We start from the raw sequence: 13,154 nt of genomic DNA, 5'->3' as shown, positions 1-13,154 counted from the left end.
TGCTTACTTTCAGGACGTGACTTCCACCCGCCGAGTCAAGACGGCCGTCGCCGCGGCCGGGATCTCCTCGTTCGCGCTGCTCTACGCGCCACAGCCGGTGCTGCCGCAACTGGCGGCGCAGTACCACCTCGACCCCGGCGGCGCGGCACTCGCGGTCAGCGTCGCGACCGGCGCGCTCGCGATCGCGGTGCTGCCGATCGCGGCGTTGTCCGAAGTGGTCGGCCGCCGCCCGGTGATCCTGACGTCGGTCATCGCGTCGGTGGTGTTCGGCCTGCTGCTGCCGCTGATGCCGACGTACCCGGCGCTGCTGGTCCTGCGCGCGCTGCAGGGCGTCGCGATCGCCGGATTCCCCGGCGTGGCGGCCGCGTACCTGGCCGAACGCCTCGGCCGAGCGGGCGTCGCGGCGGCGGTCGGCGCGATGATCGCGGGCAACACGATCGGCGGCATGCTCGGCAGGCTGGCGAGTGGCTTCACGGCGGGTCCCCTGGGCTGGCGCGGCGCGCTGCTGGTGGTGGCCTGCGTGGGAGCGGTGTGTTCGGCGGTGACCGTGGTGGCATTGCCGCCGGGCACGCGGCGTCCGGGGCGCGCACGGCTGTGGGACGGGCTGGTCACGGCGCTGAGCAAGCCGGTGCTGCTGGCCCAGTACGGCGTGGCGCTGCTCGCGATGGGCTCGTTCGTGGCGCTCTACAACGCGGCCGGGTTCCGGTTGACCGGTTCGCCGCTGGACCTGTCACCGGCGATCGCGTCCCTGGTCTTCCTGGCGTACGCGACGGGCTCGGTGTCGTCGGCGGCGGCCGGACGGCTGGTGGCCAGGGTGGGGCGCCGCCGAGCGCTGATCGGAGCGCTGATCTTGACGGCGGCCGGTGCGGCGCTGACGCTGCCGGATTCGTTGCCGCTGGTGATCGCGGGGTTTTTGGTGCTGACGTGCGCATTCTTCGCGGCCCACGCGGTGGCGAACGGCTGGGCGGCGGCGGACGCCCCGGAGACCGCCCGCGGCCAGGTGGGCGGCACGTACACGGCGACGTACTACCTGGGCAGCAGCGTGGGCGGCGCGGCGGGCGCTTGGGTGTACGGGCACGCGGGGTGGTCGTGGCTGATCGCGGTGGTGGCGGTGTGGCTGCTGCTGGCGGTGGCCGCGGTGCTCGCCGGGACGCGGGTCCGGGCTGAGCGGCTCGAGCTGGTGAATGCGGGCTGAGCCAGGCCCCTCCCCGACCCCAGAATCGCGGCGGAGCCGACGGGCGATCTGCGGGCTCCACCGCGCATCCAGCCCAACACCGGATCCGCGGTGAGCTCACGCCTTGGGCCGGGCTCGCCAGGCCGTGGCCCGTTCGTGCGCTGCGTGCGGCCGATAGGTGCCGCGGGTTGCTGTTGGCGGTGCCGTCCGTGGCTGATCGTCGACACCGGGCGGCCGCGATCACCCGCAACGAGCCCCGGGTTCGCGGACCCGGGCAGCGATCCGGATCCGCGCGTCCAAGCTCAAGAACCGCAACGACACCTCGACCAGCGCCGCCGGTGTCGTCCCCGCCCTCTCCGGGCAGGGTTCGCGCAAAGTCGGAGGGCCCTTTCAAGTGGCTCACCGACTTGAGCGGCAGGCTGCCACCCAGACCTCCCGCAACCCCGATCCGAAGCCCCAACACGGCCGGCGGTGCCGGGTCAAGGCACGCTTTCCCGCCTTGACGCGGTACTGCCGGCCGTAGTCACAATCCCGGCTTCGGGGTGGCGGGCACCAAACAGCCCATCCGCCGAAGAGACCCGGGCCAGCCACCTGCGGTCGGGAGATGCACCAACCGGCGCGCATACGATTTTTGCCGCGGACCAGGCCCCCAGGAGACCCAGACATCCCCCGCCCTCCTCGGGGGGCGTCCCCAAGTCCAGTCTACCGGCCCCCACCCACGAACCCGCCCGTGAACAGCCAGTTGTCCACAGGTGAGCGTTCTTGTGGACAGGCGCTCAGGTAGCCGCACCGACCAGCAGGCCGCCACCCACCGGCAGCAGGGCCGGCACCAGGCGTTCGTCCTCCCGGAACGCCCGCGCCACCTCGCGCAACGCCAGCGTCTCCGGGTCCCGGTGCGCCGGGTCGATCACCCGACCGCCGGCCAGCACGTTGTGGAACGCGATGATCCCGCCGCGCCGCAGCAGCCCCACGCCCAGCTCGTAGCACCCCGGGTACTCGATGTGCGCGGAGTCGACGAACACCAGGTCGTAGCCACCCGGGGTGAGCCGTTGCAGCACGTCCAGCGCGCGCCCGATGATCAGGCGGGTGCGGCCCGGCGCGAAACCGGCCTCGCGGAACGTCGCCCGCGCTGCCCGCTGGTACTCCGGCTCGACGTCGATCGAGGTCAGCACGCCGTCGGGAGCCATGCCGCGCAGCAGGCTGAGCCCGCTCACGCCCGCGCCCGTGCCGACCTCGACGACGGCCTTCGCGCACAGGGTCGCGGCCAGGAAGCGCAGCGTCGCGCCCGCACCCGCGCTGAGCGGGGTGCAGCCCAGGTCTTCGGCCCGTGCCCGCGCCGAAGACAGCACCTCGTCGTCGGGCAGGTACCCGTCGACGAACCCGGAATCGGCCGGTGCGGCCGCAGGGGTGGGCGTGTTCACGCACGGAGGTTAGCGTTGGTTGTCGATAAATCCGCGCAGGCTCCCTGGTAAGCACCCGGGAAGAAGTTCTCAGCCTGCTCTCAGTCCAGTCTCACTAGAACCATAAGGAACCCGGAGAGACTGAAATCCGAACACACGGGAACACCGTGCCGAGGGCCCGCGTTGGGTGGAGCAGACAGGAGAAACGCTGATGGAGGTGCCTGCTCCCGCGATGCAGAACGCCGTTGCCGACGCCGGGGCCCAGCCCGTGACCCTGGACGAAGCGGCCTGGACGCCGCCGTCCTGGGACGAGGTCGTGCGCGAACACGGCGACCGGGTCTACCGGCTCGCCTACCGCCTGACCGGTAACACCCACGACGCCGAGGACCTCACGCAGGAGACCTTTATCCGGGTCTTCCGCTCGCTGGCGTCCTACAAGCCCGGCACGTTCGAAGGCTGGCTGCACCGGATCACCACCAACCTGTTCCTGGACATGGCCCGCCGCCGCTCGCGCGTGCGGATGGAAGGCCTGCCCGAAGACACCGACCGCATCGTGGGCGACGACCCGAGCCCCGAGCAGGTCTACTCGGACACCCACCTGGACCCGGACCTGCAGGCGGCGCTCGACGAGCTGCCCCCGGAGTTCCGCGCCGCCGTCGTGCTGTGTGACGTCGAAGGGCTGTCGTACGAGGAGATCGGCGCGACGCTGAATGTGAAGCTGGGCACGGTCCGCAGCCGGATCCACCGCGGGCGTCAGGCGCTGCGCGCGTCGCTCGAGCGCCGTCGCGCTCACGCACCGCAGTCTGCGAAGGTGACGGTATGACCGCACCGCGAGGCTGGGCACTTCCCGAGTCGCACCTGCTGCCGGACGTCGTGGTGGCGTTCGTCGATGGCGAGCTGTCCCACGGCGCGCGCGATCGCGCGGCCTCGCACATCACCCGCTGCACGGCGTGCGCGGCGGAGGTGCGCGCGCAGCGCCAGACGGTCGAGGCCATCCGGCGCGCGGGAGCGCCGTCGATGTCGGCCGGGTTCCTCGCGAGCCTCCAGTCGATCCCGCAGCACACGGAGCTGCCGAGCACCCCGGACAACCTGGCGATCACGGCCGACGGCCAGCTGGTCGCGGTCCAGCGGCCCGACCGGGTCGCCGGCCTGCGCGATGCGGGCGTCCTGGGTGGTGTGGCGCCGTTGGGATCATCGGCCCCGCTGGGCCAGTCGCCGAACGTCCTCGGCGCCGGCCGCTTCAAGCGCCGCGCGGCGCAGGGGGCGGGCGTGGTGGTGTCGGGGCTGGTGCTGAGCGCGCTGGCCCTGGTGGGGACGTCGGCGGACGGGGACGGATCCCCCGAAACGGGCGGCGGGGTGCCGCAGCCGGCGAACCTGCTGCCGGCCCAGATGGCGGTGCCTCAGCAACCGGCCCCGGTCTCGACACCGGCGACCACGACACCGGCGGCGGTGCCGGCGGGCATCCGCTGAGTCGACTTTGAAGGCCGCTGCGAACTCGCTTCGCGGCGGCCTTCGGTGTGTCCGGGGTACGCGGGTGCCGCTGCGACGAGCCGACGGTCGAAATCTTCGTTGGCGGGCCGAGCCGGCGGGCGAGCGGGTCGGCGGCGTTAGCTGGGTGCCGGGATCGGCTTGGCCCCAGCGCGGCCCCCGCCTTCCCAAGGCAGGGTTCCGGCGAAGTCGTTGTGCCGGTCAAGTGGGGGGTTCGGAGGCCGCCGGGCGGCCAAAGGTGCCTCGGGCCTTCTCGGCCGACGGGCAAGGTCGGTGCCCACCACCCCGAAGCCGGGATTGTGACTACGGCCGGCAGTACCGCGTCAAGGCGGGAAAGCGTGCCTTGACCCGGCACTGCCGGCCGTGTTGGGGCTTCGGATCGGGGTTGCGGGGAGGTCTGGGTGGCAGCCTGCCGCTCACAACGGTCAGCCAGCCGCTCACGGCGGTGAGCCAGCCACTCAGGCCGGTCAGCCTGCCGCTCACGCCGGTGAGCCACCTAAAAGGTCCTTCCGACTTTGCCGGAACCCCCGCCCTCCCTGGAGGGCGTCCCCAAGTCCAGCCTATCGCCACCCCCGGACGAAAACCGCCGATCGCAGGCCTGCGCAGCCGTTTTGTCCACATCGCCCTCACCCTGTGGACAAGCGGCTCAAGAAACAGCCACTTCACCCTCGGACCGGCAGACTCGGAGCACTGGGCTTGGGTATCGTCACGCCCAGCCACCTGATCTTCTGCACCGGGGAATGATGACCGAGCCGAACGTGAATCCCGAGCAGCCCGGCGCGCGCGAAGCCGACCGGCTGGGCCCGCGGCCGCTCGCGCGGCCGGCCGTCGATCCGGCGCAGGCCGCCGTGTTCGGCAGGCCGCAGGGGGTCGACGGGGCGTTCGACAAGCTCTACTCCCCGCAGAAGACCAACGGCGTCAACCTCGCCCCGCCCGCGCCCGAGTCGCTCGCCGAGGCCTTCCGGCGGCCGCCCGGGGCCGAGGGCGTGCTGCTCGAACGGCCGCGGGAAGCCACCGGTGACGCGCCGGACGTCGAACCGCCCCTGTGGACCGGCACCCGCGACCCGTGGCGTGATCCCGGGGCCGCCGCGGTGCTCGCCGGGCCCGCCGTGCCCGCCGAGGACGAGGCGAAACCTGCCCAGCGGCCCTCGGGCGCCCTGCTCAGCCTGCCCGAGGTGCTCTTCGGACGGCGCGTGCAGCCGAAGGCGCTCGTCCTGCTCGGGGTCGTCGCGCTGCTCGTCGGCGCCGCCGGCGGCTTCGTCGGCTGGTGGGTCGGCGACACCGGCACCGAACTCACCGGCTCCGCCACGATCGCCGAAGCCGAGGCCGGCAAGGAACGCCCCGCCGGGTCGGTCGCCGAGATCGCCAAGCGCGTCGCGCCCGCCGTCGTCTCGCTCGAGGTGTTCAAGCCCGGCGCCGAATCCGGTGAGCAGGGCTCCGGCGTCATGATCGACCCGCAGGGCTACATCCTCACCAACGAACACGTCATCGCCTCCGCCGCCGCGGACCCAAGCGTCAAGGTGACGGCCGTCTTCATCGACGGCACCCGCACCGAGGCCAAGCTCGTCGGCGCCGACCAGAAGACCGACCTCGCCGTCGTGAAGGTCAACGTCACCAACCCGACCGTGCTGCAGGTCGGCAAGTCCGCGGACCTGCAGGTCGGTGACACCGTGATGGCGATCGGCTCGCCGCTGGCGCTGCAGAACTCCGTGACCGCCGGCATCGTCAGCGCGCTGAACCGGCCGATCACCGCGGGCGGCGACAACGGCGCCCCGCCGGTCACCTACGAGGCCATCCAGACCGACGCCGCGATCAACCACGGCAACTCGGGCGGCGCGCTCGTCGACTCCACCGGCGCGCTGATCGGCATCAACTCGTCGATCCGCTCCGCGGGCGCCGACGGCGGCAGCATAGGCATCGGCTTCGCCATCCCGAGCGACTACGCGATCAAGATCGCGAAGGCGCTGATCAAGGACGGCAAGGTCCAGCACGCCGACATCGGCATCAACGCGTCGTCGACGGTCGCCGGCTCGTCCACGATGGGCGCCCAGGTGAAGAACGTCGCGCCCGGCGGCCCCGCCGCGAACGCGGGCATCAAGGAAGGCGACGTCATCACGAAGGTCGGCAACCGGCTCGTCCGCGACTCCGCGGAGCTGACGGTCGCGGTCCGCGCGCACGACGTCGGCGAAGTGGTCCCGGTGTCGCTGGCGCGCGACGGCGCCAGCTTCGTCGTGGACGTAACCCTGGCTTCCGACTGAGTTCCCGCGTTCGGCCTGCCGGAGCAAGGCGGGCGGCGGGTACCCTGGGCGGGTAGGTTCCGAGTGGAGGTAGACGGGTGTTCGAGAGTGTCGGATGGGGAGAAATCCTCGTCCTCATCATCGCCGGTCTGTTCATCCTCGGCCCCGAACGGCTGCCCGAGGCGGCGTCGTGGCTCGCGAAGAGCGTGCGCAAGGTCCGCGAATTCGCGACCGGCGCGAAGGAGCAGCTCCGCGAGGAGATGGGCCCGGAGTTCGACCAGCTGCGCAAGCCGCTGGAAGACCTCCGCGGACTGCGGAACTTCGACCCGAAGCGGGTGGTGACGCAGCACCTGTTCGACGGCGACGCCGACCCGCTCGGCCTGAAGGGCATCACGAACGGCAGCAGCACGCCGACAAACGGGACCAACGGCTCGAACGGCTACCTGGCCCAGTCCGCGCCGGAGCCGCTCAAGCCGGGCGAGCGCCCGCCGGTCGACCCGGACGCGACATAGTCACCATCGGTTTCCTCACCGAGTCCGACCGCGCCCGCTGGGAAGTCCTGATCCGCGGCAAGGACGCGTACTTCGACGTCTCACGCGACGACGACGCCTACGACCGAACCTGGCGGCGCCTGTTCGACGACGACCGGATCCGCGGGATCGCGGCGTGGCTCGACGGCGAGCTGGTGGGGTCGCGGGTGGCTCACCGGCGTGAGCGGCAGGCTGCCACCCAGACCTCCCGCAACCCCGATCCGAAGCCGTAGTCACAATCCCGGCTTCGGGGTGGCGGGGCACCGGAGTTCCAGGGAGCTGGTAGCGCTGCTCAGCGGCCCGCCGGGGTCACGTTCAGCATCATCCCGGCCAGCCCGCGCGCCCGGACCGAAAGCTTCTTCGCCACGTCGCTCAACACCACCGAAGCCGGTGCCTCGGGCTCGGACAGCACGATCGGCGTGCCCGCGTCGCCCTGGGCGACCACCTTCGGGTCCATCGGAACCTGCCCCAGCAGCGGCACCTCCGACCCGATCGACTTCGTCAGCGACTCAGCCACCGTCGCGCCGCCACCAGAGCCGAAGATCTCCATGCGCTCCCCGGACGGCGTCTCCAGCCAGGACATGTTCTCGATGACCCCTGCCACGCGCTGGCGCGTCTGCAACGCGATCGCTCCCGCGCGCTCCGCCACCTCGGCCGCCGCCTGCTGGGGGGTGGTCACCACCAGGATCTCCGCGTTCGGGATCAGCTGGGCCACCGAAATCGCGATGTCGCCCGTGCCCGGGGGCAGGTCCAGCAGGAGGATGTCCAGGTCGCCCCAGAACACGTCCGCCAGGAACTGCTGCAGCGCCCGGTGCAGCATCGGGCCGCGCCACACCACCGGGGTGTTGCCCGGGGTGAACATGCCGATCGAGATCACCTTCACGCCGTGGGACTGCGGCGGCATGATCATCGTGTCGACCTTGGTCGGCTTCTCGCGCGCGCCCAGCATGCGGGGGATCGAGTGGCCGTAGATGTCCGCGTCCACGACACCCACCGACAGGCCGCGCGCCGCCATCGCCGCCGCCAGGTTGACCGTCACCGACGACTTGCCCACGCCGCCCTTGCCCGAGGCCACGCAGTACACCCGGGTCATCGAGCCCGGCTGCGCGAACGGGATCACCGGTTCCGCCGCGTCGCCGCGCAGGGACTTCCGCAGCTCCGTGCGCTGCTCGTCGCTCATCACGTCCAGCTCGACACGCACGTCCACGACGCCCGGCAGCTTCGAAACCGCCGTCTTCGTGTCGTTGGTCAGCGTCGCCTTCAGCGGGCAGCCGGCCACCGTCAGGTAGATCCCGACGGTGACGACACCGTCGGAAGCGACCGAAACGTCCTTGACCATCCCCAGGTCCGTGATGGGTTTCCGGATCTCGGGGTCTTGCACGCTCTTCAGCGCGCTGCGGACGTCGTCGACGCTGGGGAGCTGCTGGGTGCTGGTCACCCACCCCATGTTACGAGCCGGTAGGAGTGCGGGCCTTCCTGGGCTTGACGTCCAGGTCCTCCCGCAGCCGGTCCAGCTCGCTGCGCAGGTAGTCGCGCGTCGCCACTTCGCCGATCGCCAGCCGCAGCGCCGCCAGCTCCCTGGCCAGGTACTCCGTGTCCGCCTTCGTCTGGGCCGCGCGGTTGCGGTCCTCCTCCAGGGAGACGCGGTCGCGGTCGTCCTGGCGGTTCTGCGCGAGCAGGATCAACGGCGCCGCGTACGCCGCCTGCGTCGAAAACGCCAGGTTGAGCAGGATGAACGGGTACGGGTCCCACTGCAGCGACACCGCGGTGATGTTCAGCACGATCCACACCACGACGATCAGCGTCTGCCAGAACAGGTACTTCCCGGTGCCCAGGAACCGCGCGATCCGCTCGGTGAACCGCCCGAACGAATCCGGGTCGATGTTCAGCCGGAACCGGTTCTGGCCGCGGGGCTGGTCGAGCCGCCGTCCCGGAGTCGGTTCAGGCACGGTCTTCCTCCAAGGTGTCGTGCAGCCCGGTCTCGCGCCAGTCCTCGGGCAGCAGGTGGTCGAGGACGTCGTCGACGGTCACCGCGCCGATCAGGTGGTCTTCGGTGTCGACGACCGGCCCGCAGGTCAGGTTGTAGGCCGCGAAGTACCGCGTGACCTCGGCCAGCGACGCGCCCGGCTTCAGCGGCGGCAGCCCGGTGTCCACGGCGCTGGCGACCAGCTCCGCCGGCGGCTCCCGCAGGAGCCGCTGGAAGTGGACGACGCCGACGTAGCGCCCGGTCGGCGTCGCCGTCGGCGGGCGGCAGACGAACACCATGCTGGCCAGCGCCGGCGGCAGCTCGGCGTTGCGGATGTGGGCCAGCGCCTCGGCGATCGTCGTGTCCGGGGTCAGCACCACCGGCTCCGGCGTCATCAGGCCGCCCGCGGTGTCCGACGAGTACTCCAGCAGCCGCTTCACCGGCGCGGACTCCTCCGGCTCCATCAGCTCCAGCAGCCGGCTCTGGTCGGCCGGGGCCAGCTCGGCCAGCAGGTCGGCCGCGTCGTCGGGGTTCATCGCCTCCAGGACGTCGGCCGCGCGCTCCTCGGCCAGGTAGGCCAGCAGTTCCTTCTGGTCGTCGTCCGGCAGTTCCTCGATGACGTCGGCGAGCCGCTCGTCGTCCATCGCGTCGGCGACTTCGTGGCGCCGCTTGAGCGGCAGGTCGCGCACGGTCGCGGCGATGTCGGCCGGGCGCATCGTGTCGAACAGCATGAGCAGCTGGCCGGCGCCCTGGGGCTGGCCGGTCAGGTCGGTCAGGCCGAGCCCGGCCACCTCCGACCACGGCAGCACCTGCATCGGCGCGCGGCGGCGGCCCAGCCCGAGCCGCCGCTCCCGGATGGCGAGCTTGGCCAGCACCCAGTCGCGGGTGCGGGTCGGTTCCATCCCGGCGTCGACGACGGTGATCCGCGTCTCCGACCCGGCCAGCGTGGCGTGCGCGTCGAGCAGCTGGCCGAGCACCAGGACCTCGTTGGGCCGCTGGTTGAACTGGCGCATGTTGACCGAGCCGGTGGCGAGCGTGACGGCGGCCGGCTCGATCGAGGTGACCCGCAGCATCGGGACGAAGACGCGCCGCCGGGTGCTCAGCTCGACGACCAGGCCGAGGATCCGCGGCGGCTGCGCGTCCAGGCGCAGGCCGGCGACCAGGTCGCGGACGCGGCCGATCGACTCGCCGTCCGGCCCGAAAACCGGCAACCCGGACAGCTGAGCTGCGAAAACCCTGTTGACCGCGGCCATACCGGTGACACTATCGGCTGGCTGCCCAGGGAGCGATTTCCGCCACTGTGACGAAGGCCGGGTCGTCGCTGTCTTCGCCGGTCTCTTCGTACTCTTCGAGCATCCAGATCCAGTTCTGGACGGCTCGCACGAGCGTCCAGGCCCGCGCCTTCTCGGCGTCCAGCTCGTGCGACGCGACGATCAGCGCGAACCGTTCGTCCAGTGTGGACTCGGTGAAGCGGTTCCAGAACAGCGGGATGACACCCCACTCGAGGTCGCCGGCCAGTGGTTTGGGGTCGATGACGAGCCACGGCTCGCGGGTGCCCGCCAGCACGTTCTCGAAGTGCAGGTCCTCGTTCACCAGCAGTTCACCCGCCGACGGCCCGAGCTCGCGGCAGATCGCGACGGCGTCGTCGACCAGCCGCTTCTCGAACGGCTCGCCGAGTTCGGCCCAGCGGCGGGGGAGTTCCTCGGTCAGCCGCGCCGCCTCGGTGCGCAGGTGCCGGGTCAGGGACGCCGGTGCGGGGACGGCCAGCCGCCGCGCCAGCTCGCCGATGAGCGGGATCGCCGAGCGCAGCGGGAGGTCGTCGAGGGTGCGCCCGGCGTCGAGCCGTTCGAGCAGCAGGACGCCGTCGTCCGGCGCGGAATCCAGCAGCAGCACCGCACCCCGGCCGGCCCATGTGGACAGTGCGAGCGGCTCGTCGGCGGATTCGGCGTCCCGCCAGCCCAGCTTCAGCACCACCGGCGTGCCGTCGGGCAGGCGCGCGGGCTGCACCACGCCGACGTAGCCGTGCATGGCCGCGCCCTCGAACGTCAGGTCCCACTTCCGGGCGTACTCCGCGGCGAGCCCTGGCAGGGCGGCCAGCCAGGGGACGGCCTCGGGGCCGAGCACCTTCGGCGCGCGGGCGGCGAACAGCGGCGGGATGCGAAGATCGGTCACCATCCCAGCCTGGCAGCCGCGTCCAACGCGTTTCGTCAGCTGTCAGGCGGGCGTACGCTGGGCTTTCAGGGGGAAACGCCAACCCCGGGAGCAGCCATGGTGGTGGAGATCATCGGCGCCGTCGTCCTCGCGGGCGGAGTGTGGCTCGCGTCCAGCGTGCGCGTCGTGCGGCAGTACGAACGCGGCCTGATCTACCGGTTCGGCCGGGTGCGGTCGCGGGTCCGCGAACCCGGGCTGGCGGTGCTCGTGCCGTTCGCGGACCGGCTCCAGAAGGTCAACATGCAGATCGTGACCATGCCGATCCCCGCCCAGGACGGCATCACCCGCGACAACGTCACCGTCCGGGTCGACGCCGTCGTCTACTTCAAGGTCATCGACCCGGTCGTCGCGGCGGTCAACGTGCAGGACTACCGGTCGGCGGTCGGCCAGGTCGCGCAGACGTCGCTGCGCTCGATCATCGGCAAGAGCGAGCTCGACGACCTGCTCTCCAACCGCGAGCGCCTCAACGAGGGCCTGGAGCTGATGATCGACAGCCCGGCGCTCGACTGGGGCATCCACATCGACCGCGTCGAGATCAAGGACGTCGCGCTGCCGGAGGCGATGAAGCGCTCGATGTCGCGGCAGGCCGAGGCGGAGCGGGAACGGCGCGCACGCGTCATCTCCGCCGACGGTGAGCTGCAGGCGTCCCACAAGCTCGCGCAGGCCGCGGCGACGATGGCCGACACCCCTTCGGCGCTGCAGCTGCGGCTGCTGGAGACCGTGGTGCAGGTGTCGTCGGAGAAGAATTCGACGCTGGTGCTGCCGTTCCCGGTGGAACTGCTGCGGTTCCTCGACGCGCAGACGCCGAAGCCGGCCGCTCCGGCGGCCGAGCCGAAGCCGGAGCCGGCCGAGCCGAAGCCGGAGGTGAACGGCCACTCGACGCCCTCGCCGCGCAGCCCCGGCGACGCGGTGCTGCCGTCGGCGGACTAGTCCAGGTAGCCGTTCGTGCCCAGGATGATCAGGGTGGTGAAGAACCCGGCCCACAGCGCGATCACGACGTAGCCGACGATCACCGCGGCCGTGGCCAGCCCGCGGCCGCCCGCTTCGCCGCGGTTGGTCTTGCTCAGGGCGATGTGGCCCATGACGAGCCCGGCCAGCGCGGTGACGCCGGAGCAGAAGCCCAGGATCGAGCAGACGAGGGCGCCGATCGCCAGCGCGTTGTCCTGTGCGCGCGGCTGGCCGGGATTCGGTTGCCCGAACGGCGCGGGCGGGCCGTAGGGCCCCGCGTACGGCTGACCGTAGGCCGGCGGATACGGCTGCTGCTGGTAGGCCTGGGGGACCGGCTGCCCCGGGGGCACGTACGGCGTTCCCGGGATGTAGGCCGCCGGGGTTTCGAACGCCCCGGGCGGCAGCTGGCCGGGCTGCTCCGCGGCGGCGGTCGTCGGGTCCGCGGCGGCCGGGACGTCGGCGGCGGCGGTCGCCGGGTCCGCGGCGGCGGGGACGTCGGCGGCCGTGGTCGCTGTGGTGTCCGCCGGAGGCGCGTCGCCGATCGTCGCGTCGGGTGACGGCGCGTCGTAGTTCTCCGGCTCGTACGGCGCGGGGTCCGCCGGTGCCGGCGGGTCGTACGCCGCCGCGGTCGGGTCGGCGGCCGGGCGGTCCTTGTCCCCGGACGGGTCGGTCATGACGGATCCCCTCGGTGCGGGTGGGAGGCCGACGGTGCGGCGGAATTGTCGGTGGTCGCCGATAGCGTGGAAACGGGGGGCGCCCCGGCGGCCCGGTCAGCCGGGATCGCCGAAATGGCCCAGGTAGCCGAGGCCGAGCGCGAAGGCGAAGCCTCCGATCTGCAGCACGATCGAGGCGTAGCCGATGATGATCCCCGCCAGTGCGAGGCCCTGCCCGTCCGCCGCCCCGCGCTTGGCCTTGCCGTAGGCGATGTGCCCCATGACGACGCCCGCGATGCCGATGAGGAAGCACACGACCAGGCCGATGACCGAGCAGACCAGCGAGCCGACGGCGAGCCCCGGGCCTTCCGCCTGCGGCATCCCGGGATAGCCGGGGTACTGCGAGTACTGCGGGTAGCCGCCGGGCGGGTACTGCTGGCCGTAACCGGGCTGCTGGTAGCCGCCCGAAGGCGGCGGCTGCCGGCCGTACGGGTTGTTCGGGTCCTGCGGATAAGTCATGATCTCTCCCCTCTTCCCGAACTTTACG

13 protein-coding genes are annotated in these 13,154 nt (G+C 71.9%); 6 read left to right on the top strand and 7 right to left on the bottom strand.

Going from position 1 to position 13,154, the window contains the following annotated elements; translation table 11 throughout:
• Positions 1–16 precede the first annotated feature (16 nt).
• Entirely contained in the window at positions 17–1,195 is a 1,179-nt protein-coding gene (locus ACWED2_RS03210) for an MFS transporter (RefSeq protein WP_449688790.1), read from the top strand.
• A gap of 755 nt (positions 1,196–1,950) precedes the next feature.
• Here ACWED2_RS03210 and ACWED2_RS03205 read toward each other — a convergent pair.
• A complete protein-coding gene (locus tag ACWED2_RS03205) occupies positions 1,951–2,595 on the bottom strand; it encodes an O-methyltransferase (RefSeq protein ID WP_449688789.1) in 645 nt (214 codons plus the stop codon).
• A 190-nt stretch (positions 2,596–2,785) separates the two neighbouring features.
• Between ACWED2_RS03205 and sigE the strand changes: the two genes are divergently transcribed.
• The 4 genes from sigE (at position 2,786) to tatB (ending at position 6,811) form a co-directional block, all read left to right on the top strand.
• Positions 2,786–3,397, top strand: coding sequence for an RNA polymerase sigma factor SigE (gene sigE, locus ACWED2_RS03200; protein WP_449688788.1), 612 nt, complete (start codon positions 2,786–2,788; stop codon positions 3,395–3,397).
• Positions 3,394–4,044, top strand: coding sequence for an anti-sigma factor family protein (locus ACWED2_RS03195; RefSeq protein WP_449688787.1), 651 nt, complete (start codon positions 3,394–3,396; stop codon positions 4,042–4,044). Before sigE ends, ACWED2_RS03195 begins: the two co-directional genes overlap by 4 nt.
• 758 nt (positions 4,045–4,802) lie before the next feature.
• Positions 4,803–6,320: a S1C family serine protease gene (locus ACWED2_RS03190; RefSeq protein WP_449688786.1), complete on the top strand. Its 1,518-nt coding sequence runs from the start codon at positions 4,803–4,805 to the stop codon at positions 6,318–6,320.
• 77 nt (positions 6,321–6,397) lie between these two features.
• Positions 6,398–6,811, top strand: coding sequence for a Sec-independent protein translocase protein TatB (gene tatB / locus ACWED2_RS03185; protein WP_449688785.1), 414 nt, complete (start codon positions 6,398–6,400; stop codon positions 6,809–6,811).
• 310 nt (positions 6,812–7,121) lie between these two features.
• Here the strand turns inward: tatB and ACWED2_RS03180 are convergent, their stop codons facing one another.
• Genes ACWED2_RS03180 through ACWED2_RS03165 form a run of 4 tightly spaced genes read right to left on the bottom strand, consistent with a single transcriptional unit; the run spans position 7,122 to position 10,970 of the window.
• Complete coding sequence (locus ACWED2_RS03180) at positions 7,122–8,267, bottom strand: Mrp/NBP35 family ATP-binding protein (protein ID WP_449688784.1); 1,146 nt, start codon at positions 8,265–8,267, stop codon at positions 7,122–7,124.
• A gap of 10 nt (positions 8,268–8,277) precedes the next feature.
• Positions 8,278–8,778 (bottom strand): DUF1003 domain-containing protein, encoded by a 501-nt coding sequence (locus ACWED2_RS03175; protein ID WP_449688783.1) that lies wholly within the window; start codon positions 8,776–8,778, stop codon positions 8,278–8,280.
• Complete coding sequence (locus tag ACWED2_RS03170; RefSeq protein WP_449688782.1) at positions 8,771–10,048, bottom strand: magnesium transporter MgtE N-terminal domain-containing protein; 1,278 nt, start codon at positions 10,046–10,048, stop codon at positions 8,771–8,773. The genes ACWED2_RS03175 and ACWED2_RS03170 overlap by 8 nt, the downstream gene beginning before the upstream one ends.
• Before the next feature lie 10 nt (positions 10,049–10,058).
• A complete protein-coding gene (locus ACWED2_RS03165) occupies positions 10,059–10,970 on the bottom strand; it encodes an aminoglycoside phosphotransferase family protein (protein WP_449688781.1) in 912 nt (303 codons plus the stop codon).
• A gap of 93 nt (positions 10,971–11,063) precedes the next feature.
• Between ACWED2_RS03165 and ACWED2_RS03160 the strand changes: the two genes are divergently transcribed.
• Positions 11,064–11,936 (top strand): slipin family protein, encoded by an 873-nt coding sequence (locus ACWED2_RS03160; protein WP_449688780.1) that lies wholly within the window; start codon positions 11,064–11,066, stop codon positions 11,934–11,936.
• Here ACWED2_RS03160 and ACWED2_RS03155 read toward each other — a convergent pair.
• Together ACWED2_RS03155 and ACWED2_RS03150 are read right to left on the bottom strand one after the other, a co-directional pair.
• Entirely contained in the window at positions 11,933–12,628 is a 696-nt protein-coding gene (locus tag ACWED2_RS03155; RefSeq protein ID WP_449688779.1) for a DUF4190 domain-containing protein, read from the bottom strand. The two genes, ACWED2_RS03160 and ACWED2_RS03155, sit on opposite strands and share 4 nt — an antisense overlap.
• 96 nt (positions 12,629–12,724) lie before the next feature.
• On the bottom strand, positions 12,725–13,126 hold the full coding sequence (locus ACWED2_RS03150; RefSeq protein WP_449688778.1) for a DUF4190 domain-containing protein: 402 nt from the start codon (positions 13,124–13,126) through the stop codon (positions 12,725–12,727).
• Positions 13,127–13,154 lie beyond the last annotated feature (28 nt).

The organism is Amycolatopsis sp. NPDC005003 (assembly GCF_053600695.1).
Note: the sequence above shows the minus strand (reverse complement) of the source record. Positions and strands in the feature narration are given on the sequence as shown.

What these genes read in the sequence shown, in the direction of transcription:
- ACWED2_RS03150 (WP_449688778.1), bottom strand. Translation starts at nt 13,126, where the DNA reads ATGACTTATCCGCAGGACCCGAACAACCCGTACGGCCGGCAGCCGCCG.
- ACWED2_RS03155 (WP_449688779.1), bottom strand. Translation starts at nt 12,628, where the DNA reads ATGACCGACCCGTCCGGGGACAAGGACCGCCCGGCCGCCGACCCGACC.
- ACWED2_RS03190 (WP_449688786.1), top strand. Translation starts at nt 4,803, where the DNA reads ATGATGACCGAGCCGAACGTGAATCCCGAGCAGCCCGGCGCGCGCGAA.
- ACWED2_RS03195 (WP_449688787.1), top strand. Translation starts at nt 3,394, where the DNA reads ATGACCGCACCGCGAGGCTGGGCACTTCCCGAGTCGCACCTGCTGCCG.
- sigE (WP_449688788.1), top strand. Translation starts at nt 2,786, where the DNA reads ATGGAGGTGCCTGCTCCCGCGATGCAGAACGCCGTTGCCGACGCCGGG.
- ACWED2_RS03165 (WP_449688781.1), bottom strand. Translation starts at nt 10,970, where the DNA reads ATGGTGACCGATCTTCGCATCCCGCCGCTGTTCGCCGCCCGCGCGCCG.
- ACWED2_RS03170 (WP_449688782.1), bottom strand. Translation starts at nt 10,048, where the DNA reads ATGGCCGCGGTCAACAGGGTTTTCGCAGCTCAGCTGTCCGGGTTGCCG.
- ACWED2_RS03160 (WP_449688780.1), top strand. Translation starts at nt 11,064, where the DNA reads ATGGTGGTGGAGATCATCGGCGCCGTCGTCCTCGCGGGCGGAGTGTGG.